At 65.6% G+C, this 23,469-nt stretch carries 16 protein-coding genes and 3 pseudogenes; 8 read left to right on the top strand and 11 right to left on the bottom strand.

The window, feature by feature from the left end; genetic code table 11:
- Positions 1 to 9: 9 nt before the first annotated feature.
- Positions 10 to 501 (top strand): annotated as a pseudogene (locus ACW17U_RS03520) (methyl-accepting chemotaxis protein); the annotation flags it as partial.
- Positions 502 to 664: 163 nt separating this feature from the next.
- Here the strand turns inward: ACW17U_RS03520 and ACW17U_RS03515 are convergent.
- From ACW17U_RS03515 to ACW17U_RS03490, 6 genes and pseudogenes are all read right to left on the bottom strand, one after another.
- Positions 665 to 1,174, bottom strand: coding sequence for a BA14K family protein (locus ACW17U_RS03515; protein WP_492054867.1), 510 nt, complete (start codon positions 1,172 to 1,174; stop codon positions 665 to 667).
- 186 nt (positions 1,175 to 1,360) lie between these two features.
- Positions 1,361 to 2,245: an isoaspartyl peptidase/L-asparaginase family protein gene (locus tag ACW17U_RS03510; protein WP_492054866.1), complete on the bottom strand. Its 885-nt coding sequence runs from the start codon at positions 2,243 to 2,245 to the stop codon at positions 1,361 to 1,363.
- Between the two features lie 7 nt (positions 2,246 to 2,252).
- Positions 2,253 to 3,503, bottom strand: a complete 1,251-nt coding sequence (locus tag ACW17U_RS03505) for a cyanophycinase (protein ID WP_492054865.1) — start codon at positions 3,501 to 3,503, stop codon at positions 2,253 to 2,255.
- Positions 3,503 to 4,993, bottom strand: coding sequence for a putative basic amino acid antiporter YfcC (gene yfcC, locus ACW17U_RS03500; RefSeq protein WP_062148140.1), 1,491 nt, complete (start codon positions 4,991 to 4,993; stop codon positions 3,503 to 3,505). Before yfcC ends, ACW17U_RS03505 begins: the two co-directional genes overlap by 1 nt.
- Before the next feature lie 64 nt (positions 4,994 to 5,057).
- A pseudogene (locus tag ACW17U_RS03495) lies at positions 5,058 to 7,739 on the bottom strand (TonB-dependent receptor plug domain-containing protein); the annotation flags it as partial.
- A 326-nt stretch (positions 7,740 to 8,065) separates the two neighbouring features.
- A complete protein-coding gene (locus tag ACW17U_RS03490) occupies positions 8,066 to 8,137 on the bottom strand; it encodes a hypothetical protein (protein WP_166504352.1) in 72 nt (23 codons plus the stop codon).
- 301 nt (positions 8,138 to 8,438) lie between these two features.
- Here ACW17U_RS03490 and ACW17U_RS03485 point away from each other — a divergent pair, with 301 nt between their 5' ends.
- Positions 8,439 to 9,665: a PQQ-dependent sugar dehydrogenase gene (locus ACW17U_RS03485; protein WP_492054864.1), complete on the top strand. Its 1,227-nt coding sequence runs from the start codon at positions 8,439 to 8,441 to the stop codon at positions 9,663 to 9,665.
- 52 nt (positions 9,666 to 9,717) lie between these two features.
- Here ACW17U_RS03485 and ggt read toward each other — a convergent pair.
- The 4 genes and pseudogenes from ggt to ACW17U_RS03465 form a co-directional block, all read right to left on the bottom strand.
- Positions 9,718 to 11,472 (bottom strand): annotated as a pseudogene (gene ggt, locus ACW17U_RS03480) (gamma-glutamyltransferase); the annotation flags it as partial.
- 102 nt (positions 11,473 to 11,574) lie between these two features.
- The gene (locus ACW17U_RS03475) at positions 11,575 to 14,838 is read right to left on the bottom strand and encodes a TonB-dependent receptor (protein ID WP_492054863.1); all 3,264 of its coding nucleotides are present in this window, start codon (positions 14,836 to 14,838) and stop codon (positions 11,575 to 11,577) included.
- 139 nt (positions 14,839 to 14,977) lie between these two features.
- Positions 14,978 to 15,964 (bottom strand): FecR family protein, encoded by a 987-nt coding sequence (locus ACW17U_RS03470; protein ID WP_492054862.1) that lies wholly within the window; start codon positions 15,962 to 15,964, stop codon positions 14,978 to 14,980.
- Positions 15,928 to 16,518, bottom strand: coding sequence for an RNA polymerase sigma factor (locus tag ACW17U_RS03465; RefSeq protein ID WP_062148154.1), 591 nt, complete (start codon positions 16,516 to 16,518; stop codon positions 15,928 to 15,930). The genes ACW17U_RS03470 and ACW17U_RS03465 overlap by 37 nt, the downstream gene beginning before the upstream one ends.
- 249 nt (positions 16,519 to 16,767) lie before the next feature.
- Here ACW17U_RS03465 and ACW17U_RS03460 point away from each other — a divergent pair, with 249 nt between their 5' ends.
- The 6 genes from ACW17U_RS03460 (at position 16,768) to ACW17U_RS03435 (ending at position 22,929) form a co-directional block, all read left to right on the top strand.
- Entirely contained in the window at positions 16,768 to 17,127 is a 360-nt protein-coding gene (locus ACW17U_RS03460) for a hypothetical protein (RefSeq protein ID WP_492054861.1), read from the top strand.
- Between the two features lie 369 nt (positions 17,128 to 17,496).
- Positions 17,497 to 17,706 (top strand): cold-shock protein, encoded by a 210-nt coding sequence (locus ACW17U_RS03455; protein ID WP_062148160.1) that lies wholly within the window; start codon positions 17,497 to 17,499, stop codon positions 17,704 to 17,706.
- Between the two features lie 104 nt (positions 17,707 to 17,810).
- Entirely contained in the window at positions 17,811 to 18,170 is a 360-nt protein-coding gene (locus ACW17U_RS03450) for a DUF6481 family protein (RefSeq protein WP_062148163.1), read from the top strand.
- A gap of 275 nt (positions 18,171 to 18,445) precedes the next feature.
- A complete protein-coding gene (locus ACW17U_RS03445) occupies positions 18,446 to 19,282 on the top strand; it encodes a response regulator transcription factor (protein WP_492054860.1) in 837 nt (278 codons plus the stop codon).
- Positions 19,279 to 20,640 carry a FecR family protein gene (locus tag ACW17U_RS03440; RefSeq protein WP_492054859.1) on the top strand — a complete coding sequence of 454 codons (1,362 nt, stop codon included), beginning with the start codon at positions 19,279 to 19,281 and terminating at the stop codon, positions 20,638 to 20,640. Before ACW17U_RS03445 ends, ACW17U_RS03440 begins: the two co-directional genes overlap by 4 nt.
- A 3-nt stretch (positions 20,641 to 20,643) precedes the next feature.
- Positions 20,644 to 22,929, top strand: a complete 2,286-nt coding sequence (locus ACW17U_RS03435; protein WP_492054858.1) for a CHASE2 domain-containing protein — start codon at positions 20,644 to 20,646, stop codon at positions 22,927 to 22,929.
- Here the strand turns inward: ACW17U_RS03435 and ACW17U_RS03430 are convergent.
- Entirely contained in the window at positions 22,926 to 23,426 is a 501-nt protein-coding gene (locus ACW17U_RS03430; protein ID WP_492054857.1) for a hypothetical protein, read from the bottom strand. The genes ACW17U_RS03435 and ACW17U_RS03430 overlap by 4 nt on opposite strands.
- Positions 23,427 to 23,469: the final 43 nt, after the last annotated feature.

Raw genomic sequence — 23,469 nt, 5'->3', positions numbered from 1 at the left:
GTGACGTCCCTGATCAGCGACGTGGCCGACCAGACCAACCTCCTGGCCCTGAACGCCACGATCGAAGCCGCCCGCGCCGGTCAGGCCGGCCAGGGCTTTGCTGTCGTCGCCGCCGAGGTCAAGCAACTCGCCACCCAGACCACCAACTCGACCGGCGCGATCTCCAAGCGCATCGCCGAGATCCAGCAGGTCAGCCGCACCACGGCGACGGGCGTGCGCTCGGTCCTGACGGCCATGACCCAGGTGCGCGAGATCTGCGCGGCGGTCGCAGCGGCGGTCGAGGAACAGGCCGCGACCACCAGCGACATCTCCGATCGCGCCCTCGGCGCCGCCCGCGGGGCCTCTTCGGCCGCCCGCGGGGTCGAAAGCATGACCATGGCCACTGCCGAAGCCGGCGAGTCCAGCCGCCGGCTGCTCGATACCTCAGGCAGGGTCAACGAAGCGACGGACGTCCTGCGCCGCGAGGCCGACGCCTTCTTCAAGGCCCTGAAGGCGGCCTGAAGCTAAAGGCCGGCGCTCAGGCGAACGGCACCGAAACGACAGGGCCCTGCAGGTCGCTCCCCGAGATGGAGGCAGACCTGCAGGGCTTTGTCATTTCAGGCGCACCCGGACGATCAATGCCGGTCATGCCGGGCTGCACGGACCTGGCAGGCTCAAGACGGGATCAGCGGCAATAGTGCCGATAGCCGTCATTGCCGAGATAGGTGCCGCTCCGCGCATCGAACGAGCGATAGCGACGGCTGCAGGCCCTGGTCCAGCGCCGGTTGTTCAGGCGGCTGTTGGCATAGGTGCGATCATTGCCAGACCCGGTAATGGCTGCGCCCAGGACAAAGCCCAGAAAGCCGGCCTCGATCGCCGAGGAGTCATCGCGGCGCATCGATCCATAGTTGCGATCATAATAGCCACGGCCCTGTCGACGGTCGACATAGCGGCGATCGCGAAAAGCCTCGCGGCTCTGGGCCCGGGTCGCCGGCCGGTTGTTTGACCGTTCCTGCCGGTCATTCCGGTCATGGTCATTCGACCGATACTGGACGGTCTGCAGGCCTGTCAGGCCCTGGTCAGCCCGACCCACGAAGTCCTTGGACAAGGGTATGGCGTGCGAAGCGCTTGCGACGCTTGTGCAGACAAGAATAGCGCTCAGCGCCATCATTTGAATCGATAGAAACTTGCGCATGGCGCTCTCCAGGAGAGCAGGATGCGCCCCGCAGAGTAAACACCTCGGCCCAATTCAGGTTGCACGGCCGGAAGCCTAAATTTGAACCGAAATTTAGAGCCTCGCCACGCTTTTGGGATCGATGATTATTTGATCGAAATCAAATAATCATTGAAAAGTCGCGACCGCTGCGCCCAAACCCTAGTGTTAGGTGCCCGACCAGGTTTCGAAGGCCGAGCCCGCCACAGCCCGCTTCAGTCCGGGAGAGTTGAAGACAAAGGCGACCTGACCCGCACGGCTGACGGCGATGACTCCACCGTCGCCACCCAGCCGTCCGACGCTGTCGATCATCCCCTGACAGGCCGCCTCCAGCGACACGCCAAGATAGCGGCGCCGCGCAGAGACGTCGAAGGCCGCCGCGGTGAGAATGAAGAACTCGCCGACCCCGGTACAGGACACCGCCACTTCCTCGTCGGCCCAGACCCCTGCCCCCGGCAGGGGTGTGTCGCCGACCCGGCCCGGCCGCTTGCCGAACACGCCGCCGGTCGAGGTCGCGGCGGCCAGCCTGCCGCTCTGATCCAGGGCCGCCGCTCCGACCGTGCCGTGCGCCAGGGCCAGGGTTTCAGCCTCAATGTCGGCAGCGGTGACACCGACCGGCATGCGGAAATAGCGGTCGGGATCGAGGATCTGCTCCAGGCCCTGCTGACGCGCGAAGTCCGAAGCCCCCTCCCCGGCCAGCAGCACATGGGGCGTGGCCTCCATCACGCGGCGGGCCGCGACAATGGGGCTGGCCGCATCCCGGATCGCGCAGACCGCGCCCGCCTTGTGGCGCGCCCCGTCCATGATCGAGGCGTCCATCTCGACCAGACCCTTGGCATTGGGTGCCGAGCCGCGCCCGGCGACAAAGAGGCCGCTGGCCTCCATCTCGCGAACCGCGATCTCCACGGCATCAATGGCCGCCAGTCCGTCGGCCAGCTGGCTCGACAAGCGCTCCGCCAGGTCGCGCAGATAGTCCGTCGCCTCGCTGTAGTCGCGCCCCGGCGTAACGCCGGCGCCGCCGTGCAGGGCGATCACATGGGGGGGAGAGCTCATCGAAAACCTATGGCTTTATAACAACTTGAATGGGCGAAATGTCGAAAGCCACGTCGATGATCGTATCGTGATCGTGGCCGTCGGCATCACGCCCCTGATAGGCCGCCGTGGCGGGTGTCCGGGCAAAGCCGTAGAGGACGCCCCGGCCGCCGGGGACAAAGGATGGCCGCTCGATCCGGCGAGCCGCTGCGACACCGACCAGATCCTCGGCGAGCCAGGTGTCGAGGCGGCTGGCGGGCACCGCAAGACCTTCGGCCATACGAACACGCGAGGAAGCTGAACGCGAGACCCTGACCGGACGCTTGTTGTCGGCCGGGGCGACCGCCAGGGTCGTCAGATCAAGACGATCGCCGCCGCTGATGATGGTCAGTCGGGCCTGGCCGAGACGAAAGTCTGACTTCCGTGCCGCGATCTCGGCCTTCCTGGCATCGAGCACGGTGACGCCCCTCGCGCCGATTGCGCGGGCGCTGCGCCGCGACAGATCGACCACCAGGGCGGTGTTTTCGTCGATGCCGAAGCCCAGGCGCTGAGCTTGAGGCAAGGTCGCTGTTGCGCGCGCCAGCCGCCCCAGTCGCGCCCGCCGGTCGAAATGCTGATCGACAAGCACGCCCGGGAAAAAGCCCAGGCCGCGCCCGAGGATCAGGGCCTCGCCGTCCTGAGTGTCGGACCCGCCAACCGGTTGAATCAGGGCCGGCAGGCTGTCGCCCTGCAGGATCATCGGGTCGCTCATGATGGCCGCCCCCGCACTGGTCCCGCCGATCACCGCGCCTTCGGCGAGGCGGCGGCGGATCGCCGTCAGCAAGGGCGTGTCCTCGCCCTTTGTCGTCTTCAGGGTGGCGACAATCCGGGCCTGATCCCCGCCAACGAACCAGATGCCGTCGGCCTGGGTGGCCTTGGCCACCTCTTCCGGAACCAGGCCACCGGAGGTCCAGCGCGACTCATCAACCTCCGGCGTCGTCTCGTCATCCCGCACCGCGACCCTGGCGACGGAAACCTGGCTGGCCTCGACACCGCGCCGCACGAGCTGGGCCGTGAAAGCCCGCGCAGAGTCACTGGGTGCCCCGGAGGCAGCCGGGATGATCAGAAAGCGCGGTGCCACTCCAGGCCCGGCATGGGCCCTTGCCGCCTCGATAAAGGCGGCATGGACGGCGTCATTGTCCGGCGACAGGGCCCCGCCGACTATGACCAGGGTTCCGTCCCGGGCCGCGGCATGCCCCGCGAACAGGACCGCTGCCAGGGCAATCAGCCACCGGCGCATCAATTGTACCCCGTCAGCTGAGCCACCAGGACAAAGGCCGCCGCCAGGGCCAGCAGACCCAGGAGCGGCTTCCAGATAAAGGACAGCCAGGTCGAAAAGCCCAGCCGCCCGGCCGCGAGGCAACCCATCAGGGAGGCCGAGGTCGGGGCAATGATGTTGGTCAGGCCGTCACCCAGCTGGAAGGCCAGGACAGCCGTCTGGCGCGTGACGCCCGAGAGGTCCGACAGCGGAGCCATCAGGGGCATGGTCAGGGCCGCCTGGCCCGAACCCGAAACGATCAGCAGATTGATGGCGCTCTGGAAACCGAGCATCCCCCAGGCCGTCGCCCAGTTGGGCAGCAGGGCCGTCAGGCCGCTCATGCCATTCAGGAGGGCATTAAGCAGGCTCAACTGGTCAGGCTTGTCGCCGCCCAGCATCAGGATGATGCCCTTGGCGACCCCGACCACGAGGGCGGCTGGCGCCAGCTGAGCCGCACCGTCACTGAAGGCCCGCACCAGGTCATTGGAATCGACACCGCCGAGCTTGAACAGCCGCCCCACGAGGCCTGCCGCCAGACCCAGGGCAAAGAACTGGGCGGCGATCTCGGCCAGGTAATAGCCCTTTTCGACCACGCCCCAGGCCACCCAGGCCACGGTCAGCAGGAGGAGCACAAGGATGATGCCATCCCCCGTGCCGAAACGCCCCATCGAGCCGACGCTGGCCGTATCGCGCCAGCGCGAGTCCGACTCATAGGCCTTCGACAGGGTCGGGGTCAGGCGGACCCGCCGGGCGTACCAGGCCAGGAAGGCCAGACCGGCGCCGGTGAACACGAACCACATCACGATGCGCAGCCCCATGCCCGACAGGGCCGGCAGACCGGAAATGCTCTGGGCGATGACAAGGCCGAAGGGATTCATCCAGGACGCGGAAAAGCCGATCTGGGTCGCCACGTAACAGGTCAGCATCCCGGTGATGCTGTCATAGCCGCTGCGCACCAGGACCGGAGTAACGATCAGGCTGATGGCGATGGCTTCCTCGCTCATGCCGAACACCGCGCCAGCCAGCGAGAAGGCGACGAACAGGCCCATGATCAAGAACTCGCCGGGCCTGGATTTGGGCTTGTCCGGATCGCCGATCAGGGCCGTCAGGGCGCGATCGACCGCCCCGGTCCGCATGATGACGCCAAAGACGCCGCCGATGACCAGGATGAAGGCCATCAGCCCGACCGTCGCAGAACCACGATCGCCGGTGACCAGACCTTCGAAGGGAAAGTTCAGCAGACCGACATTCTGCTCGTCGCCGAAGACCGGCGCGCCCTTGGGATGAGCGGCGGCGCTGTAGGCGGCCGGATCGATACGTCCCGACGGCGTCAGCCCGAACTGTCCCGGCGCGAACAGCCAGGTGCTGGCATAGGCGGCCAGGGCCAGCAGCAGCAGGATCAGGAAGGTGTCGGGGATCTTGCTCTTGGCCACCGGCGGAGCAGCGGAAGGGTCGGTAGAGGGGGGAACCATGGGATGGCCTTGAAATGAGCCGCCGCCCCGGTCTTGCAGGACCGGAGCGGCGGTGACGCCAGGATCAGAAACGATGAGTCAGACGGAGCGTCGCGAAACGTCCGATCAGATCATGGTTGTAGAGATCGACATTGGCGCTGGATCCCAGAACCCGCGGGGGGGTTTCATCCAGCAGGTTCCTGATGTTGAGCTGCACGAAGCTGTGCGGACCAAAATCATAGCTCAGGCTGGTGTCGACGGTGACGGAACTGTCGACCTTGACCTGGGCCGTGGCCGGCAGGCCAACCGCAGCAAGGGTCCGGGCGTCAGGGTCATCCTTGTAGTCGCTGACATAACGGGCGCCGAGCGAGGCCCGCCAGTCATTGAGCTTCCAGCGCAGCCGGGCATTGGCCAGGAAGCGCGGATAGAGGTAGTCGCCGGCCAGCTTCTCGACCACCGCATCACTGGAGGCCTTGCGATCGAAGTCGATCAGATAGGTGGCGTCGAAGGTCAGGGTGAACTTGCCCGCTTCGCTTTCCGGCAGATACTGGGTGTAGGAGAAATCCAGTCCACTGGTCTTCTGGTAGCCCAGATTGCTGATCTGGAAGTGGGCGTCGGTGACGAAGCCGTTGGTCACTTCCACGCCCGGCTTGCCGGTCGGCAGAAGGCCGGCACCCGTCACCGGGAAGGCCCCGCCGAGCGCACGACGGATGAAGTCGTCTTCGGCGATCCCGACCAGGTTCTTGTGCTCGATGTTCCAGTAGTCGAGCTTGATCTCGATGTCGCTATTGGGCTGGAACAGCAGGCCGCCACCCCAGGTATCGGCGTTTTCGGCCTTCAGATCGGTGTTGCCGACGTCTTCCGAAAGCAACGACTGACCGCTGGCGGCAGCATTGCCGTTACAGGCGGCGGGCGTGGCCCGGCAGTCAACGCGATAGCTGGACAGCAGGACGCCGGCACCGCTCTGGGCCAGGGACGGCGCCCGGAACGAGGTCGACCAGTTGGCCCGGAAGGTCAGAAGGTCGTTGGCCTTGAAGCGGGCCGAGACCTTCGGATTGAAGTCGCCGCCAAAGGCGTCGTAGTGGTCGTAACGACCCGCCAGCTGCACGTCGAACTGATCAGCCAGGGGCAGATAGAGTTCGCCGTAGACGGCCCACTGGTCGCGTTCCGCCCGGGCACTGGTCGATGAGAAGCCCAGGATCGGCTCCGGATTGGTCGAGGTCGCAACTGCATCGCCCGACGGCGTATCGCGCAGGGTTTCGCGGCGATATTCCGCACCGAAGGCGGCCTTCACGGTCCGACCGCGCAGGGTGAACAGGTCGCCCGAGGTCGAGGCATCCAGCGAATAGGTGCGCGAACGCCCTTCGCGCTCGGCCGTGGTCTCAAGCAACTTGTCGAGGCCCGCCGCCTGGGTGGTCTGGCCGCCGAAGGGGTTATACCAGAGCGTAGTCTTGCCGGCCGCCTCGCAGGTATTGCCGACATAGCTGGCGCTGGGCCGGACCAGATTGACGTTCCAGCGCCGGACGGTGGAGCCGTCGCTGCACAGATTGCCGAGATTGGCGTCGTAGAAGGCCTTGGACTTGATCAGGCCCGACAGGCCGCTCTGGGTGCGGTCATTGCCGCCGAACAGCAGGCCGGCATCATAGGTCCAGCCGTTGGTGAACTTGCCCTTGAGACCCGTGACATAGCGGAAGGAGTCGGACTCCACCTCAACGGCGCGCGACTCGATCAGTTTGCCCCAGGCGAAGATCGGGAAGCCATTGTAGGAGCTGAAGCGGCGGACGCGGCCTTCGGCAACGATGTCAGCCTGCAGGGCAGCCGGCCAGTTGGGATTGGCCGGATCGATCGGGGCGCGGGAGAAGTTCGCCGGCGAGCTCGTGCCGCGAGCCTCGGTGTGCTGGAACAGGAGTTCATTGTACCAGGAAACATTGTCGCTGATCGCGAAGTCGTGGGTAATCAGGCCACCCAGGCTCTCCTGCTGATCCTGCGAAGAGACATAGCGGTTAGTGTTGACCTGGCAGTATTCGCCCAGATTGCCGACCTTGAAGTCCGCTGCGGCGCAGCCGCCATTGCCAGGCCCTTCGGTCTGGTCATTGGTCATGAAGAACAGGTCGTTGAAGCTGGGATAGAAGCCCTGCTGGCTGGGGCGCACGGAGTTCCGCGACGCTTCCCGGTCGCGCAGATAGAAGGCGTTGCGCTTGAAATAGTCGACGACGGCAGTGACGTGGTGATCGCCGAAGGCCTTGCCGACCACCAGGTTGGCGTTGAAGCGGCCCTCATCGCTGGCGGCGGTGGAGTCGCCGTAGGACGCCGTGAATTCCGCGCCTTCGAAATCCTTGCGCAGGACATAGTTGACCACGCCGGCCACGGCGTCAGCGCCATAGAGCGCCGAGGCACCGTTGGGGAGGACCTCGACCCGTTCCAGGGCGGCGAGCGGAATGGCGCTGGCGTCGATGAACGACTCCTGGCCGCGTGCGAAGGCACTGACCGAGGCGCGACGGCCATTGATCAGGGTCAGGGTCGCGCTGGTGCCCAGGCCACGCAAGGAAACACCCGAAGCGCCAACCGGCGTATCACTGGACAGGGCCCCGGAGCTGGCGGTCGAGAAGGTTCCACCACCACCGGCGGCTGCGGGCAGTTGCGAGAACAGGTCGATAACCGAGGTCGCGCCGGACTCGTCGATGACGGCCCGGTCAATCTGATAGGCCTGAACGGCACCCTTGAGATCCAGGCCCTGGATTCGGGTGCCGGTGACGGTGATGGCCTCGATCGTCGAGGCTTCGTCGGTCACGGGCGGAGTGGCGGCGGCAGGCGCTTGCTGCGCCAGGACCGGTGTGGCCAGGCCAAGGGCCAGGACTGCCCCGAGCACCTGGCTCAGGTCATTTTTGTAGGACTTCATGTGTGCATACCCCCATGCCGCGCGGGACGGTTCTCCCTCGAGGTCACGCGCGCATTGATGTTCTTGGTGACAGACAGGGGTCGGGGCTCCGCACCTGGCGCGCATTGGCGCAAAGGCAACGGGTTCAGTGCTGGACTGATGCTAAACGGCGCCGCACGCGCCGACGACCCAACCGCTCTACGGCCAGGGGGGGATCACTCGTTGAACCAGTCTTTCAGGTGGTACTGAACCGACCGGCGCACGAGAACCTGATGCGAAGCTCGCATAATTGCGTCGTTCCTGTGACCCGGCAACGCTACAGAAAAGCCGGCCGCTGGCAAGCTGTGACACGCAACACCCTCAGACGAAACCGTCACTTTCGCGTCGGAGGATAGCGGATTGGGCACCGGCTGCCCCCGTACGGCTATGGCCCATGCAAACTCGACCTGGCCCGCATTGGTCGACGAGGCTCCATGTTTACCGACGCTTGTGGCCAGTTCATGCAGGCCAATGGCAAGCGCCTGGGGCAAGCGCCTGGTCGACCAAAGGGCATTGCAGGGGCAGATGGCTCGTCTAAAGTCCCGTCCCATGCAAACGCGCTATTTCCCCCTCCTCGCCCTGCTGATCTGCGCCTGCGGTCCGGCGTCCGAAACACCGCTTGCGACTCCAGGGTCCAGTCAGCCCGTCGAAAGCCGGCCGGCCAATTCACCCGATCAGCGACCCGCCGTCGCGGGGCAGACCCGTGCGCCGGGCGAGGCCCTGGGCGTGGCCTACACGATCGAAACCATTGCCACGGGGCTGGATCATGCCTGGGGCCTGGCCTTTCTTCCGGATGGGACCCGACTGGTTACCGAACGCCCCGGCCGGCTGCGACTGGTGGATGGACAGGGCCGGCTCTCGGCACCGGTAGCGGGCCTGCCGGCCGTCGACGCCAATGGCCAGGGCGGCCTTCTGGATGTGGCCGTCGATCCTGACTTTCAGCGCAATGGCCTGATCTACTGGACCTATGCCCAGGCCGGTGAAGGGGGCAACGGCACTGCGGCAGCGCGCGGCAAGCTGGTCATGGGCCCCTCGCCCCGGGTTGAAGGCGTTCAGGTGATCTGGACCCAGACGCCCAAGCTGAACTCGGCCCTGCACTTTGGGGGCCGTCTGGTCTTCGGCCGTGACGGCACCCTGTTCATCACCACCGGCGACCGCTCGATCTCGGAAGGCCGCATGCAGGCGCAGCGCCTGGACGGGACCCTGGGCAAGGTCGTGCGAATTCGGCCTGATGGATCTATTCCTGCGGACAACCCCCAGGTCGGCAAGCCCGGAACCCGGCCGGAGATCTGGTCTGCAGGGCACCGCAACATGCAGTCCGCCACCCTGGATTCATCGGGGCGGCTCTGGACCGTGGAGCATGGGGCCAAGGGCGGCGACGAACTCAACCGTCCCGAAGCCGGCAAGGACTATGGCTGGCCGTCCATCACCTATGGCGAGGAATATTCAGGAAGACCGATTGGCGAGGGCCTGACCGCCCGCGAGGGTTTGGAGCAGCCGGTCTATTACTGGGATCCGGTCATCGCGCCGTCGGGCATGGCCTTTTATCAGGGCGATCTTTTCCCGGCCTGGAAGGGCAGCCTTCTCATCGGAGCGCTGCGCGGCAAGCATGTCGCGCGCCTGACCCTGAAGAACGACAAGGTGGTCGGCGAGGAACGCCTGTTCGTAGAGCTCGACCAGCGCATCCGCGACGTCCGCGTCGGCCCGGAAGGTGCAGTCTACCTTCTGACCGAAGCGGAAGACGGCAAGCTGCTGCGGGTGGTTCCGCGCCCCTGAGGCCGGCGCGTCTTCCAAGTGGGACGCGACGGCGATCAGATGGACTCGGGCTCTAGCGCGCCACGGCCGTTGCCCCCGGCCGGCGGGGATCGGCCCCGCCCAGGAACAGGCCCTTGTCGATCATGATCGACTGGGCGCTGCCCATGGTCTCGTCCGACTTGATCGGATGCCCCATCGCCTTGAGCAGGGTCACGGTGTCGGGATTGAAGTTCGGCTCGACTTCCAGAAGGTCGCTGGCGTTCTGGAAGATGCGCGGCTGGTGGGTGGCCTCGGCGACATTGAGGTCGAAATCCACGACATTGACGATGATCTGCAGCACCGTATCGATGATCGTGCTGCCGCCGGGCGTTCCGGTGACCAGCCAGGGCTTGCCGTCCTTGAACACCATGGTCGGCATCATGGTCGACAGCACCCGCTTGCCGGGCTCGAGGGCATTGGCCGGCAGCGGGCTGCCCGACTGCCTGGCCTTCCATGCCGCTTCATGAGCGTAGTTGTTCATCTGGTTGTTGAGCACGAAGCCCGCGCCCGAGACCATCACGCCTGATCCGAAGTCCGCACCGAGGGTGTAGGTGTTGCTGACGGCATTGCCTTCCGCATCGGCCACCGAGAAGTGGGTCGTGTTCGGGCTCTCGAACGCCCACGGATCGCCCACTCCCAGGGCCTTGGCCGGCTTGGCGCGCTCGGGATCGATCAACTTGGCCCGCTCGATCCCATAGGCCTTGGACGTAAAGCCCTTCAGCGGAACCTTGGCGAAATCGGTGTCGCCCAGATGCTTGGCCCGGTCGGCATAGCCCAGCTTCATGGCTTCAGCCATCAGGTGCAGGGATTTGGCCGAACCCGCGCCCGACGCCTTCAGATCGAACTGCTCCAGGATGTTGAGCATCTGCAGCAGGGTCGCGCCACCGGCGCTGGCGGGGGGCGAGGTCAGGACTGTCAGGCCGCGATAGGTTCCGGCCAGGGGCTCACGCACCACCGGCTTGTAGGCGGCCAGATCCTCCAGCGTGATCAGGCCGCCATGGGCCTTCATGTCGGCGGCAAAACGCTTGGCGATCTCGCCGCGATAGAAGGCGTCAGCACCCTGATCGGCGATCTGGCGCAGGGACCAGGCCAGGTCCGGCTGCTTGAGGACCTCGCCGGCCGCATAGAGCGATCCGTCCGGCTTGTAGAAGGCGGCCTTGCCGGCGGCGCTGGTGGAGAGACGCTCCTGGCCCCAGCTGAACACAAAGGCCTCATCCGGCGTCAGAACCACACCGTCGGCCGCCAGCCGGATCGCCGGCTCGACGACCGCCTTCCAGGGCAGCTTGCCATAGGTCTTGTGCGCCAGATGCAGGCCCGCGACCGTGCCGGGCACGCTGGGGGCCTTGTAGCCGATCGAGGCGACGGAGTTGTCTTCCTTGCCCTTGTCGTCGACATAGGTCTCCAGCCGCGCCGCGCGCGGGGCGATGCCGCGATAGTCGATGAAAACGGTCTTCCCGGTTTCCGCCATATGGACCAGCATGAAGCCGTCGCCGCCGATATTGCCGGCGCGCGGCAGCGTCACGGCCAGGGCGAAGGCGGTCGCCACGGCTGCGTCCACGGCATTGCCGCCCTGACGCAAAATGCCGACCCCGACCTCTGTTGCGATGGCGTTCTGGCTGACCACCATGCCCCGCTCGCCCACCACCGGATGGTGGATGCTGGGATATTCCAGCAACTGCTTGCGCTGTGCCCAGCCCGAGGCCGGCAGGAGCGAGGCCGTAGACAGGGCGAGGGCCGATAGCCCCAGGGCGACAAGTCGAAACGGTTTCACGTGCGCCTCAGCGGCAAGAGTTGAAAGCGTGTGCGGGACGACGCGCATGGGGGCTGTGTCGTCGTCCCGCGAGAGTCCGGCCCAGGGGAGTGGCGGCGGGCCGGAGCTCCAGGGCGGCGGCTAGAAGCGCTTGCTGGCGTTCAGGTACCAGTAGCGTCCCGTGGCATTATGCAATGCACCGAGATAGCCGAAGTTGGACGAGACGATCGGCGGCTCCTTGTCGCCGACATTGCGGACGCCCAGCCGGACCGTGGAGCCGTCGAAACGGCCTTCCTTGAAGGCGTACTGGCCATACAGGCTCACCGTGGTCCAGGCCTTGACCGGGAAGTACTGGCCGTTGATCTGGACCGGACCGGTGTCATAGACCTCGCCCACATGGCTGACGAACATGCCAGCACCCCAGCCCTTCAGGCGCCAGGTCAGGTTGGCCGTGCCGCGGAATTCCGGGAAGCCGTCCATCTTGATCTGGTTGCCGGCCGTCGCCACCGTCAGACCGGCCAGACGGCCATCGGCAATCGCCTGCATCAGCGTGGCTTCGACCGCGCTGGGCGACTGGTCAAACTTGGACAGCTTGGCGACATTCAGGGTCAGGCCAAAGTTCCCCAGAGGGGTGTCATCCAGGTCGTAATCGAGGCCAAAGTCAAAGCCCTGGACCATGCGCGGCTGCAGGTTCGAATAGGTGTCGTTCACATAGCTGATCACGCCGACCTTGTTGGTCCCGACCGGCGCGTCGCGCACGACATTGGGGTTGGAGCTCCCCGCCAGACGCAGCAGGAGATCGTAGTTGATCTGGTTCTGGGCTCCGAGGATGCCGATCACGTTCTTCTCACGGATCGACCAGAAGTCGGCCGTCAGCACCAGCTTGCCCAGCCCGCCGGAAATGAAGGTCGGCTGATAGACGAAGCCGACCGAAGCGTTGTCGGCATCTTCCGGCTTCAGCTGATCGTTGCCGCTGCGCACTTCCAGCGTGCTGGAGCCGGCGCAGGTGGGGACGGTCGGGGCGTTGATGCGGCAGGCCGCAAAGTCGGTGCGGGTGTTCGAAACGGTCGAGCCCGGGCTGTAGAACTGCGGCAGGTTTGGCGCCCGGAAGCTCTGCGAAACCGATCCGCGCAGGGCAAAGCCCTGGCCCACGGTCCACAGAAGTGCGGCCTTGGGCTTCAGCACATTGCCGAAATCGGAATAGTACTCGTCGCGCACGGCCAGCTGCAGCTGGACTTCCTCAACCAACGGGATGCCCATTTCCGGTGAGATGACCGGAACGGCCAGTTCGGCGAAGGCGGACGAGATGGAACGATCAGCCTTGACGTCGACCGAGCCCGAAGCCCCCATCACATCGGTGCCGTAGACGAGGCCCGTGACGGTATTCGTGTACTTGATCTTGCCATCCAGGCGATCGTCACGGTCATCCAGGAAGGTCTCACGCCGCCATTCGACGCCGGCGGCAAAGCCGACGGGACCGGCCGGCAGCGAGAACAGGTCCTTCTTGGAGACCTTGAAATCACCCATGGCCAGGGTGGTCTTGCTGATGCGGTAGACGTCGATCAGGAAGGAATTGACCGTCGCCGCGCCGTTGCGGGTGGTGTCGTCACCGGAATAGTTGGTTTGCGATCCGCCGTTGAAGGGGTTGTAGGCGTCGCTGGTCGTGCGGTTCAGCGCAGCCTGGAAGAGCTGATTGCTGATCGCATTGTGCGTCTTGTCCTTGGTGCGGGCTTCCGAATAGACCAGCGCGGACTCCCACTTCCAGCCGTTCCAGTCGCCCTTCAGGCCACCCAGCAAACGGAAGCTGTCATCGGTGACGGTATAGGTGCGTGGGCCGGTATCGACCGGACGATAGGTCGTGATGTTCATCGCCAGACCGGTGGTCGGCACGCCGGTCAGGCCCGCCAGCCGGTTGGGACTGCCGACCGGTCCAAAGGGGTTCCAGTAGGCGTTGGCGGCAATGCTGATCGGCGCAGAAGCGATGGGGGCCGACTGTTCGCGGCTTCCGGTGAACAGCGCGTGGTAATAGCCGAGCTCGCCAAAGGCGGTCATGCCATTGTCCAGGTCGCGCTCAACCGTGCTGAACAGGTTCGTGCGCTCCAGACCGCCCTTCAAGGTGCGTTGCGGGTTCTGATTGTAGCGAAGCTCGCGGTTGGCTGTGCCTGTAAGGGTGCCGGCGCGGAGACAGAGATTGCCGTCGATCACAGTGCTGCTGCAGCCGGCGGCCGTATTGCTGGTCGGTTCGACGTGAAACACGCCGGAGGTGGTCAGGGCCACGGTGCCCTGACGCACGGCGGTCGTCGACGGAATGACCGTAAACGAACCCCAGGGGCTGGAGGTCGATCGGTTGTCAAAGGTGGTGTTGCCGACCCAGGGCGTGTCGGCGATCTGGGCGCGATGGTCCTCGTTTGAGGAATAGTCGCGGTCAGTCGCCATCATGCGCGAGCGGCCGGTATAGCCGCCAAAGAAGGTCAGGCGTGTGCCGTCCGCAAGCCGCGTCCCGGCCTTCACATTGAAGCTGCCCTCGCGATAACCCGTGCCTTCCGAGCCACCCAGCTGGCTTTCCAGGCGCAGGCCCCGGAAGCGGGTGTCGAGCACGGTATTGACCACGCCGGCCACAGCGTCGGTGCCATAGATGGCCGCCGCGCCATCGCGCAGCACTTCAACCCGCTTAACGCCGGCCACGGGGAAGGCATTGGTATTGGGCGTCTGCACGGGGACCAGGTTTTCGGTCTGGGTACCCGGGTGCATGACCGCGCGGCGGCCGTTCAACAGGGACAGGGTATTGCCCGTGCCGAGGTTGCGCAGGTTCAGCGATGAGACGTCGCCGCGGGCGTCATTGAGGTTGCCGGTCGTGCGGGCTTCCTGGAACTGGACGTCCCCGGCCTGCGGGATGGAGCGGAACAGCTCGTCGCCCGAAACGGCACCGGTGGCGATGATGTCGCTCTCGTTGACGACCGTTACCGGAAGAGCGCCGGTGGTCTTGGCACCCTGGATTTGCGAGCCGACAACCAGGACGGCCTCGACAACGGCGGCCTCGTCGTCAGCCCGCCCCGCCGACGTGGCCTGGGGGCGGGCGGCCGACACTGGACGCAGGGTGATGGTCTGACCGTTGTCAGAGGCGATCTCGAGGCCAGCAGCGGCGATCAGCTTGGCCAAGGCTTCGCTGTCGGCGATCTCGCCAACCACGGCCGGCGTCTTGCGACCAGAGGCGGCTTCGAAGGGGAACAGGACCTGCTTTCCAGCCTGCTTGGCGAAAGCCTGCAGGGCCGAGACGGCATCCTGGGCCGGAATGTCGAAGGTGTGTCGCGCATCCTGGGCCAGAGCCGGTCCGGCCAGAACCAGAACCGCAGCCGACGTCAGCAGAAGCCCCCGGATATTCCGGACATAGTTAGAATTTCGCATGTTCTGGATCGGCCCTTCGTCGCGCCCTGCCCCCTCGACATGGCGTTCTTATCTGGGTCGACGGGTGGCTCAGCGCGATCCGCCATGCGTCGATGAAATTTTTGTTTCAACTCGACCCCCTTGGCCAGGGTCAAAGCCCTCAGTCGCGGGGGGTCAGGTGGATCGAACCCTCGGCGTCACGGGTGGCGCGGACTGGAAAGGTGTTGGTCAGGGCGGAGACGAAGCTGTTGGGCTCAGTGCTCTGGAAGTATCCCGCCAGCCTCAGTCCCGACACCCGAGGATCATCCACGGAGATCTGCTGGCGATTGTAACGATTGAACTCGGCGACGGCCTGCTCAAGCGTCTGGCCGTTCAGGGCGATGGCCCCCTGACGCCAGGCCAGGGCGCGGTCGATGTCGGCCGTCGAGATCCGCTGCACGCGCCCGCCGGCCGGGCCATAGACCGCCGCCACACCCGCCGGCTGACGGGAGTCGGTCTCCGTAACCTTCTGATCCACGGTCACCGCTCCGCTCCGCACGGTGACCAGCGCGGCGGGACCTGAAACCCGCACGGCCAGCTGAACGGAGTCCGAGGCTTCCAACCGGGTGTCGCCGGCGCGGACCACGAACGGCCTGGCATCGCGCGCCGCCGTGAACAGGGCCTCGCCCTTGACCAGCCGAACCTCGCGCGCTCCGTTCCGATAGCGAACGACGACCTTGCTATTGGTGTTGAGCTCGATGCGGCTGTCGTCGCTGAGCACGATCACCCGCCGCTCGCCAATGGCCGTGGCATAGGCTGTCGAGGCCGTCGTGGAGATCACGCCTGCGGCAGCAATGCCGATGCCGCCCACGATCGCCGCAGCCCGTGCCCAGACGACAGGACGGCTCCACACAGAGCGCACAAGGGTCGGTGCCAGAAGATCGGCATTGGCCGCGCTCATCCGGGGTGCAACAGCCCTCAGTCGCGCCATGCGCTCCCAGGCGGCGGCCTCACGTTCAAAGGCGGCTTCGTACTCGCCCCCCTGCTGACGCCAGGCCTCAAAGGCGACACGCTCGGACGGGGCGCAATCGGGGGCGTCCAGCCGGACCACCCACTGGGCGGCGGCCTGCCTTACGGCTTCCCGCCGAGATCCCGCTTCACGCGCCATGAACGCTCTTCCTCGACCTTTCTCGTCCGGCCGCCACTGCGGCCCAGCCTATCCGAACAGTATCGCAATCCCTTCACGAGATGCTTCTCTACCGTAGAGACGGACAAGCCGAGCTTTTCCGCTATCTCCCGGGGCGAAAGATCATAAACCTTTCGCAAGGTGAACACCCGTCGGCATTGAGCGGGCAGTTCCGCCATGGCCTCCCGCAGCTGGCGCAACTCGTCGCGGTCTACGGTAGCCTGTTCCTGGGTCGGCGCTTCATCGGCCAGGGCCAGGCGTTCGAAATCGGCGACCGCAGTGATGGTCAGAACCTTGCGACGGCGCAGGGCATCGAGAGCGGTGTTGCGAAGGATGCGCGAGGCGAAGGCCCCCGGATTCAGCACTTCCCGCCAGGCCTTGTAGGCAATGGCGCGGGCAAAGGTGTCATGCACCAAATCTTCGGGATCGGTTTCACCATCGCGGCAAAACCGTCGCGCATAGGCCAGAAGATCGGCTTCAAGCGGCAGGATCTCCCGCCTGAACCAGGCCCGCCGGTCTTCGTCTTGATCGTCCATGCCTACCCCCTGAGGCAACAATGACCGATCCGTGACTTATGGCAACGGGCCAGGACCCCATTTGGGGCATAGGCCAATGAAGCAGGCAGCCCGAGCTGCGGACCCGCTCCGCAATGATCTCTACAGGGACCTTCGAAGCCGTTGCGCCCCGGCAGATCAGCGATCCCGAGCGAGACGGAAAAGGGCTCGATGGCGCACTGCCCCCTGACTTGCTAATCAGCAGCTTTGATCAAGGACGCTCCAGGACCCATGGCTCGCAACCTCTCCGGCAAGATTGTCCCGCCTGCAGCCGATGTCACGGCTGAAGCCGACAAGGCCTGGTTCGACGCCAAGCCCGAACGGGATTTCCGCCTGCGCGATCCGGCGCTTCTGGAGTTCAAGGAGCCGCTGGGCGAGGCCGGCGAAGGCTTTAGCTGGCGGGTCCTGGTGGTCCGCCTGGACGGTGGATCACGCCTGCGCCTGCCCATCTCGCTCGCCTGGGACCTGCACAACGACCATGCCAAGGAACAGCATCTGGCCCTGCTGTTCGAGCAGGTGGCCCCCGATCAGGCCAAGGCCTTGCGGGCAGCGGCCGTCGCCAAATCACCTCGCGGCCCAGGCCATACCTGAACGCACCCATTGGGTTAAATCATCAGCCTACCGGCGGCCATGAACTCTAAAATCTGGGAACTTCAATCCAATTTTCGCCAGATTTTTATGGTCCATACAAAAATATTGGCGGAACTTTTGTCTTTCTAAAAATCTCTTTTCAGATCCTTTTTTATTCCTTTTTGGGCCCGTTTTTCTTCCATTCCACAGAGATTGCGTACGGCATATTTTTCAGGTATGGTGTCCGTATTAAATGACGATTTGGTTCGATTGCTCTCCAACGCTTTATCCTAGGATCGAGCTTCGAGCCCATCACGATCCTCTCCGAAAATTTGATCACGCGGCTTAAACTCGAGCCGCGCGTCCCTTTTCACCTGAAAGGTGACCATCATGACGACCGGTACCGTGAAGTGGTTCAACTCCACCAAGGGCTTTGGCTTCATTCAACCTGACGACGGCGGCGCGGACGTGTTCGTGCACATCTCGGCGGTCGAGCGTTCGACCCTGGGCTCGCTGAACGAAGGCCAGAAGCTGTCCTACGAACTCGAGCGCGACCAGCGCAGCGGCAAGATGTCGGCCGGCCAGCTCCAAGCTGCCTAAGCCTATTCGAAGCGCGGGGTTCGCCCCGCGCTTCAGCCATGCTGCCCTGACGATCAACCTCGAATGACAAGCGGGGTTCTCCCCCCTTCCCAATCCGAGGCTCTATGAACGAAACTCTGCGCACCAACTTCTCGAACCGCCTCCAGACCGCCGCCGACGCCAAGAAGGCCCTGCTGGAGAAGTTCAAGCCCAAGCCTGCCGTGGTCGATCCCAATTTCGAAAGCCGCGAAGTCGCCAAGGCTGCGGAACTCAAGCAGGTTCGTGCCGACCGCGCCGATGAACGCGCCGCCGCCCGCCAGCTGGCCGCCGACAAGATCCAGGCCGCCGAGCAAGCGATAGCCGACAGCGCTGCTGCCGTTCTCAGCCTCAAGCGCGGTGCCACCAAGGAACGCAAGGCCCTCTCGGCCGCCGAAGCCAAGGCCAAGCGCGACAGCAAGTACGCGGCCCGCAAGGCCCGCAACTAGGCCCCTCACAGGACTAGCGTGCAGAGGCCTAATGCCCTCTGCCGAACCTTACCATTTGCCGACCCCTGTTGCGGGGGCCGCTGGTGCCTCGCAGGATCAGAGTGCAGGACCGGCCTGTGAATTCTGACGCCTGGATCGCAGCTCGGCCGCACCGCTTGCAAAGCAGCCGCCCCCTTGCCACTCAAGGCCTTTCCAAACCGGCTCGACCGGACTGTAAACCATTGTAAAATCCACGCCTGAGCTAGCGCGTCGCGTCGTTGAACAAGGTATTGCCCATGGGCGGACGATCATCTGGATCCCCCCCACCGGACAGGCGGACGCCCGCCGCGCGCCCCGAGAGAACCGGGGCGCGCGAAAATCTCTTGGCAAGTGAAGGCATGAAAGTCGCCCTACTCGACGACGACGAGAGCCACAATGCGCTGGTCGCCGGTCTTCTGGGCCCGGTGGGCTATGACTGTGTCAGCTTCACCCACCCCGAGCGCCTGCTGTCCGAACTCCGGCGCCAGACCTTCGACCTGCTGATCATCGACTGGAACATGCCGGACCTGAGCGGGATCGAGACCCTGCGTCGGTTGGGCGAGATGTCTACAGCACCGCCGCCTGTGCTGCTCCTGACCAGCCGCTCGATCGAGGCGGATCTTGTTGAGGGCCTGAACGCAGGTGCCGACGACTATATCGTCAAGCCCTTGCAGCCGCAGGTTCTGCTGGCCCGGGTCAACGCCCTGGCGCGCCGGATCTATCGCCCTTCCAGCACGCCCCAGGTGGAACAACATGGTCCCTATCGCCTGGAGCCCGGCGGGCACACGGTCAGCTGGGCGGAGCGGGTTGAAACCTTGACGCCCAAGGAATTTCAGCTGGCGGTCATCCTGTTCAACAACCTGGCCCGCCCCCTGTCGCGCGACTATCTCCTGCGGCGCATCTGGGGGCAAAGGCCCGATCTGGAAACCCGGACCCTCGACGCCCACGTCTCACGCCTGAGATCAAAGCTTGAGCTGCGGCCCGCCAACGGCTTTCGGCTGACCACAGTCTACGGCTTCGGCTATCGTCTTGAGGCCTGCAACCCTCAGGCTCAAGCCGAGGCCAATGCCGGACCCGGAGCCCTGCTAGCATGATGTCCAAGCGCGATATGGTTCTCGTCGCCGCTGGCGCCCTCGCCACCGGTCTCTGGCTGCCTGCTGCAAATCGCGCCGTGGCCGCGCCGCCCCTCGACGTACCGGTCGCCTATGTGGTCAAGCCGGGGGACACCCTGATCGGCCTGGCTTCCGCCTATCTCAACAAGCCCGATGACTACCGGCTGGTGCAGGCCGCCAATCAGATCGCCCGGCCCCGCGCCCTGAAAATCGGCTCGACCCTGCAGATCGACCCCCGGCTGCTCAAGAGCACGCCCATCAGTGCCCGCCTGAGTGCCGTCAGCGGCCAAGTCGACCTTGAAACCAATGGGGCCCGCACCCCGGCGCGCGCCGGCATGGTTCTGGTCGAGGGCCAGAGACTAATCACAGGCAAGGGTGGCTTCGCCACGTTTGAAATGGCCGACGACTCGCGCGTTACCCTGCCCTCCAACACCAGCCTGCGCATCGAGCGCATGCGCCAGACCCTCCTCAACAACGCCCCCCAGCGGGTCTTCCACCTCGATCAGGGCCGCGGCACAATTTCGGCGACCCCGAACACCAGCCCGGGTGGCCGGTTTGAAGTTCGCACGCCGGTCTCGATCTCGGCAGTGCGCGGCACGGAGTTTCGCGTCGGCCAGGACCCCTCCGGTGGCCAGGCCCAGACCGAGGTGCTGAAAGGCGTCGTTGGCGTTGATCTGGCCTCGGGGTCGGGTGGCGGCGAGCCGGTTCCCGCCGGCTTCGGGGTGAGCGCAACGCCGAGCGGCGTCAGCGGACCGGTGGCGCTCCTCCCGGCGCCGAGACTGGGCGAAGGTGGCCAGAGACAGAGCGAGGCCATCGTCCGCTTCAAGATCCAGCCGGTCGACAAGGCCGTCGCCTATCGCCTGTCACTGGCCCGCGACGCCGGGTTCATCGACGTGATCGCCGAGGCCACAACCCAGACCACCACCCAGGTCCCGACGGCCGAGTTCGGCGAAGTGCCCAATGGCACCTATTTTCTCCGCCTGACCGCCCTCGATCAGGGCGGCCTCGAAGGCTTGCCTGCGGACTACAGTTTCGACCGCGATCTCGATGTGCTGGAGCCCGGCGCCTCGCCGAGCCCGCAGGCCGCCGGAAAGCACAGGCACTTCCTGTTCCGCTGGAGCGCCGCCGGCGAAGAGGTCCGCACCTATCGGTTCCAGTTGTTTGCCGACGGTGAAACAGCCTCGCCCATCATTGATCAGCCCGGCCTGTCGGAGCCGCAACTGACCCTGACCGATCTGGCACCCGGCACCTATGGCTGGAGGATCAGTGCCGTACGATTCAAGGATGGCGCTTTCACCGAGAAGGTCGGGCCGATCCAGACCCTGCAGATCGGTCGCTAGGCCTTGAACGCGTCGGAGAGACTGACCACGCCTGCGTCAGCCGCGCCGCGCCGGCGTCTACTGGTCTGGTTGCTGGTGGCGATCCTGACCAGCCTGGCCCTGGGGGCCCTGACCGCCAGTCCCCTGACGACCCGCCTGGACAACATCGTCTATGATGCGCTTCAGCGCGCCACATCCAGACCCGTTGATCCGTCGATTCTGGTCGTGGAAGTCGATGAACCCAGCCTGCGGGCCATGGGGGCCTGGCCCTGGCCGCGCGACGTCCACACCCAAATGATTGACCGCCTCACACAGGCGGGGGCGAAGACCATCGTCTATGATGTTCTGTTCAGCCAGCCATCGGCGGTGCCCGGCGAGGATGTGGCCCTGGGCGACGCCATTACCCGGTCGGGACGGGTCTTTCTGCCGCAATTCATTGAGCCCGGTGCCGGCGAGAGCGCGCTGCCCCAGATTGTAGGCCCTCGGCCCGAGATCGCCCGGGGCGCTGCCGGTCTGGGCCTGGTACATGTGACCTTCGACAGGGACGGGGTCGTCCGACGCATGTCGCCGTTCGAGCCACTGGGCGCAGACCTGCATCCCGACCTGATGACAGTGGTGCATCGCGCCACCCACGCAATCGACGCCCGCGACATCACCCGGGGTGCCGAGACCAGTCTGCTGATCCCCTTCGCCGGCGGTCCGGATCGCTTTGCGCGCCTGTCGTTCGCCAGCGTTCTGGCGGGCGAGATCCCTGCCGAGCTTCTGGCCGGCCGGACTGTCTTTGTCGGCATGACGGCCCCCGGCCTTGGTCCAGCCTTTCCGACCCCCGTAACCCCGGATGCCGCCAGCATGACGGGCGTACAGCTTCAAGCCAGCATCCTGAATGGGCTGCGCAGCGGCACGATGATCCGACCGGCCGGAGCGGGCAGCCGCCTCGCCTTTGGCCTGAGTCTTCTCTGGCTGCTGCTGGCAGGATTGCTGGTGCTGCCGCCGCGCGCCAACCTGATGCTGGTGCTCGGACTGTCGGCCCTGGCCCTGATCGTGAGCGCCGGACTGTTCTGGCAAATGGGCATTTGGCTGTCGCCCGTAGCGACCATGCTCGGCCTGGCGACGGTGTCGCTGGTCTGGGGATGGGGGCAACTGGGACGCGTCAGTGATCTGCTGGGCCGGGAATTGCGCCGCCTGCTGCCCGTCGCCCAGACAGCGCCTGCCGGAGGCTTCGAGAGCGATCTGGTCGCTCGCCAGGCCCTCAGCCTGGGGGCAGCGATCCACCGCATAGAGGATCTGCGCCGCTTTTCTGCAGACGCTCTGTTCAGCCTGCCCGACGCCACCCTGGTGCTCGACGTTCGGCGCTGCGTGGTCGCCGCCAATGCCGCCGCCCAGACCCTGCTTAAAGGATACCATCCCTATCTGGCCGGTGCCTCCGCCGCATCCTTGCTCAACAGCCTTGAGCCGCTCGGCCGGAGCTTTGACGAGTCCTGGCCGCCGGAAGCCGAGCGCATCGACGCCATCGACCTGCATCTGATCGACGGCCGTGCCTACCAGTCCCAGTGCGTCTATCGCAGGGACGAACGTGGGGAGAGTGCCGGCTGGATCGTGCGGCTGGCCGACATCACCACCCTGACGGCCGCGATGCGCCAGAGAGAGCAGGCCCTGCAACTGCTGACTCACGACATGCGCTCGCCCCAGACCTCGATCCTGGCCCTGCTGGCCACGACGCCCGACCTGCCCGACGAGGTTTCAGAGCGGCTCGCCGCCTGTGCTCGCCGGACCCTGGCCCTGGCGGACGGCTTCGTGCAACTGGCGCGCGCCGAGGTGACGCCCGTCGCCATGGAGCCGCTGGATCTCAGCGATGTGGCGACCGAGGCCGTGGACGAGCTCTGGCCGCAATGTCGCCAGCGGCGCATCGAGATCGAACAGGATGGCTGCGACACGCCGCAACTGGTTCTGGGCGATCGCAGCGTCCTGGCCCGGGCCTTGGTCAATTTGATCGGCAATGCCGTTAAATACAGCCCGGAGGGCTCGCACATCGGGGTTTCGGTCCGCGCGAACAAGGCCGATGGACGCGGCTTTGTCGATGTCGCCATCAGCGATCAGGGGCCTGGCCTGTCGGCAGAAGAAGCCGCCATGGCCTTCAGGGCCTTTCAGCGGTTTGACCGCCCCGGCTCCGAGGCCGCTGGCGGGGTTGGTCTGGGCCTGGCCTTTGTCGAGGCAGCTGCGGCGCGACATGGCGGCGGCGTGCTTTGCAGCAGTGCGCCGGGTGCCGGCGCGACCTTTACGCTCAGACTTCCGGAATACCGACCGGACTAAGGCGCGCTTGCGGTTAAGGCCCTGGCCAGCCGCTCGGCCGTGACATCGGCGTTCGTATCGTCAGAGCGCACCGTCGCCCAGGCCACGGGACGGCCTGATGCGACGTCAATCACAACAGCCGTCGCCGTCTGGCTGACACCGCGATGCCTCCAGAAACCCGGGCGGGAGGGTGCGCTGCGCCAAGCGGTCTCCTTCAGGCTTGGACCCGCGAGGTTTGAGATGCCGACGGCCGGTGCCGAGTGCCCGATGCCGACCTGGAGCAGGTAGGCCGGAGGCTCGCGCCCCGCCACGTCAATGCCCTCTGCCGCCAAGCGCTTGAGGACCCCCGCCTGGACCGACCCTGCCAGGGCGGCATCGGCCGCTGACGAAGGGCCGACCAGCGAGGCCAGACTGCGACCACGCACGCTCGAAAGACCGCCCTCGCGGACGACAGCCGGGGCCGAGGCACACCCGCCCAGGGTCAGGGCGGCCAGAAGGCTCAGGATCGAGTTTCGCATGTCATGCCTCCCCTTACGCTTCGCCACTGCTCCTGACGGTCGA

The sequence above is a fragment of the Caulobacter sp. AVps16 genome, from assembly GCF_058681455.1.
The sequence above is the reverse complement of the archived record's forward strand: the minus strand, read 5'-3'. Positions and strand labels throughout refer to the sequence as shown.

Coding starts and splice junctions, on each gene's coding strand:
- ACW17U_RS03515 (WP_492054867.1), bottom strand. CDS start 1,174: ATGCGCAAGTTTCTATCGATTCAAATGATGGCGCTGAGCGCTATTCTT.
- ACW17U_RS03510 (WP_492054866.1), bottom strand. CDS start 2,245: ATGAGCTCTCCCCCCCATGTGATCGCCCTGCACGGCGGCGCCGGCGTT.
- ACW17U_RS03505 (WP_492054865.1), bottom strand. CDS start 3,503: ATGCGCCGGTGGCTGATTGCCCTGGCAGCGGTCCTGTTCGCGGGGCAT.
- yfcC (WP_062148140.1), bottom strand. CDS start 4,993: ATGGTTCCCCCCTCTACCGACCCTTCCGCTGCTCCGCCGGTGGCCAAG.
- ACW17U_RS03485 (WP_492054864.1), top strand. CDS start 8,439: ATGCAAACGCGCTATTTCCCCCTCCTCGCCCTGCTGATCTGCGCCTGC.
- ACW17U_RS03475 (WP_492054863.1), bottom strand. CDS start 14,838: ATGCGAAATTCTAACTATGTCCGGAATATCCGGGGGCTTCTGCTGACG.
- ACW17U_RS03470 (WP_492054862.1), bottom strand. CDS start 15,964: ATGGCGCGTGAAGCGGGATCTCGGCGGGAAGCCGTAAGGCAGGCCGCC.
- ACW17U_RS03465 (WP_062148154.1), bottom strand. CDS start 16,518: ATGGACGATCAAGACGAAGACCGGCGGGCCTGGTTCAGGCGGGAGATC.
- ACW17U_RS03460 (WP_492054861.1), top strand. CDS start 16,768: ATGGCTCGCAACCTCTCCGGCAAGATTGTCCCGCCTGCAGCCGATGTC.
- ACW17U_RS03455 (WP_062148160.1), top strand. CDS start 17,497: ATGACGACCGGTACCGTGAAGTGGTTCAACTCCACCAAGGGCTTTGGC.
- ACW17U_RS03450 (WP_062148163.1), top strand. CDS start 17,811: ATGAACGAAACTCTGCGCACCAACTTCTCGAACCGCCTCCAGACCGCC.
- ACW17U_RS03445 (WP_492054860.1), top strand. CDS start 18,446: ATGGGCGGACGATCATCTGGATCCCCCCCACCGGACAGGCGGACGCCC.
- ACW17U_RS03440 (WP_492054859.1), top strand. CDS start 19,279: ATGATGTCCAAGCGCGATATGGTTCTCGTCGCCGCTGGCGCCCTCGCC.
- ACW17U_RS03430 (WP_492054857.1), bottom strand. CDS start 23,426: ATGCGAAACTCGATCCTGAGCCTTCTGGCCGCCCTGACCCTGGGCGGG.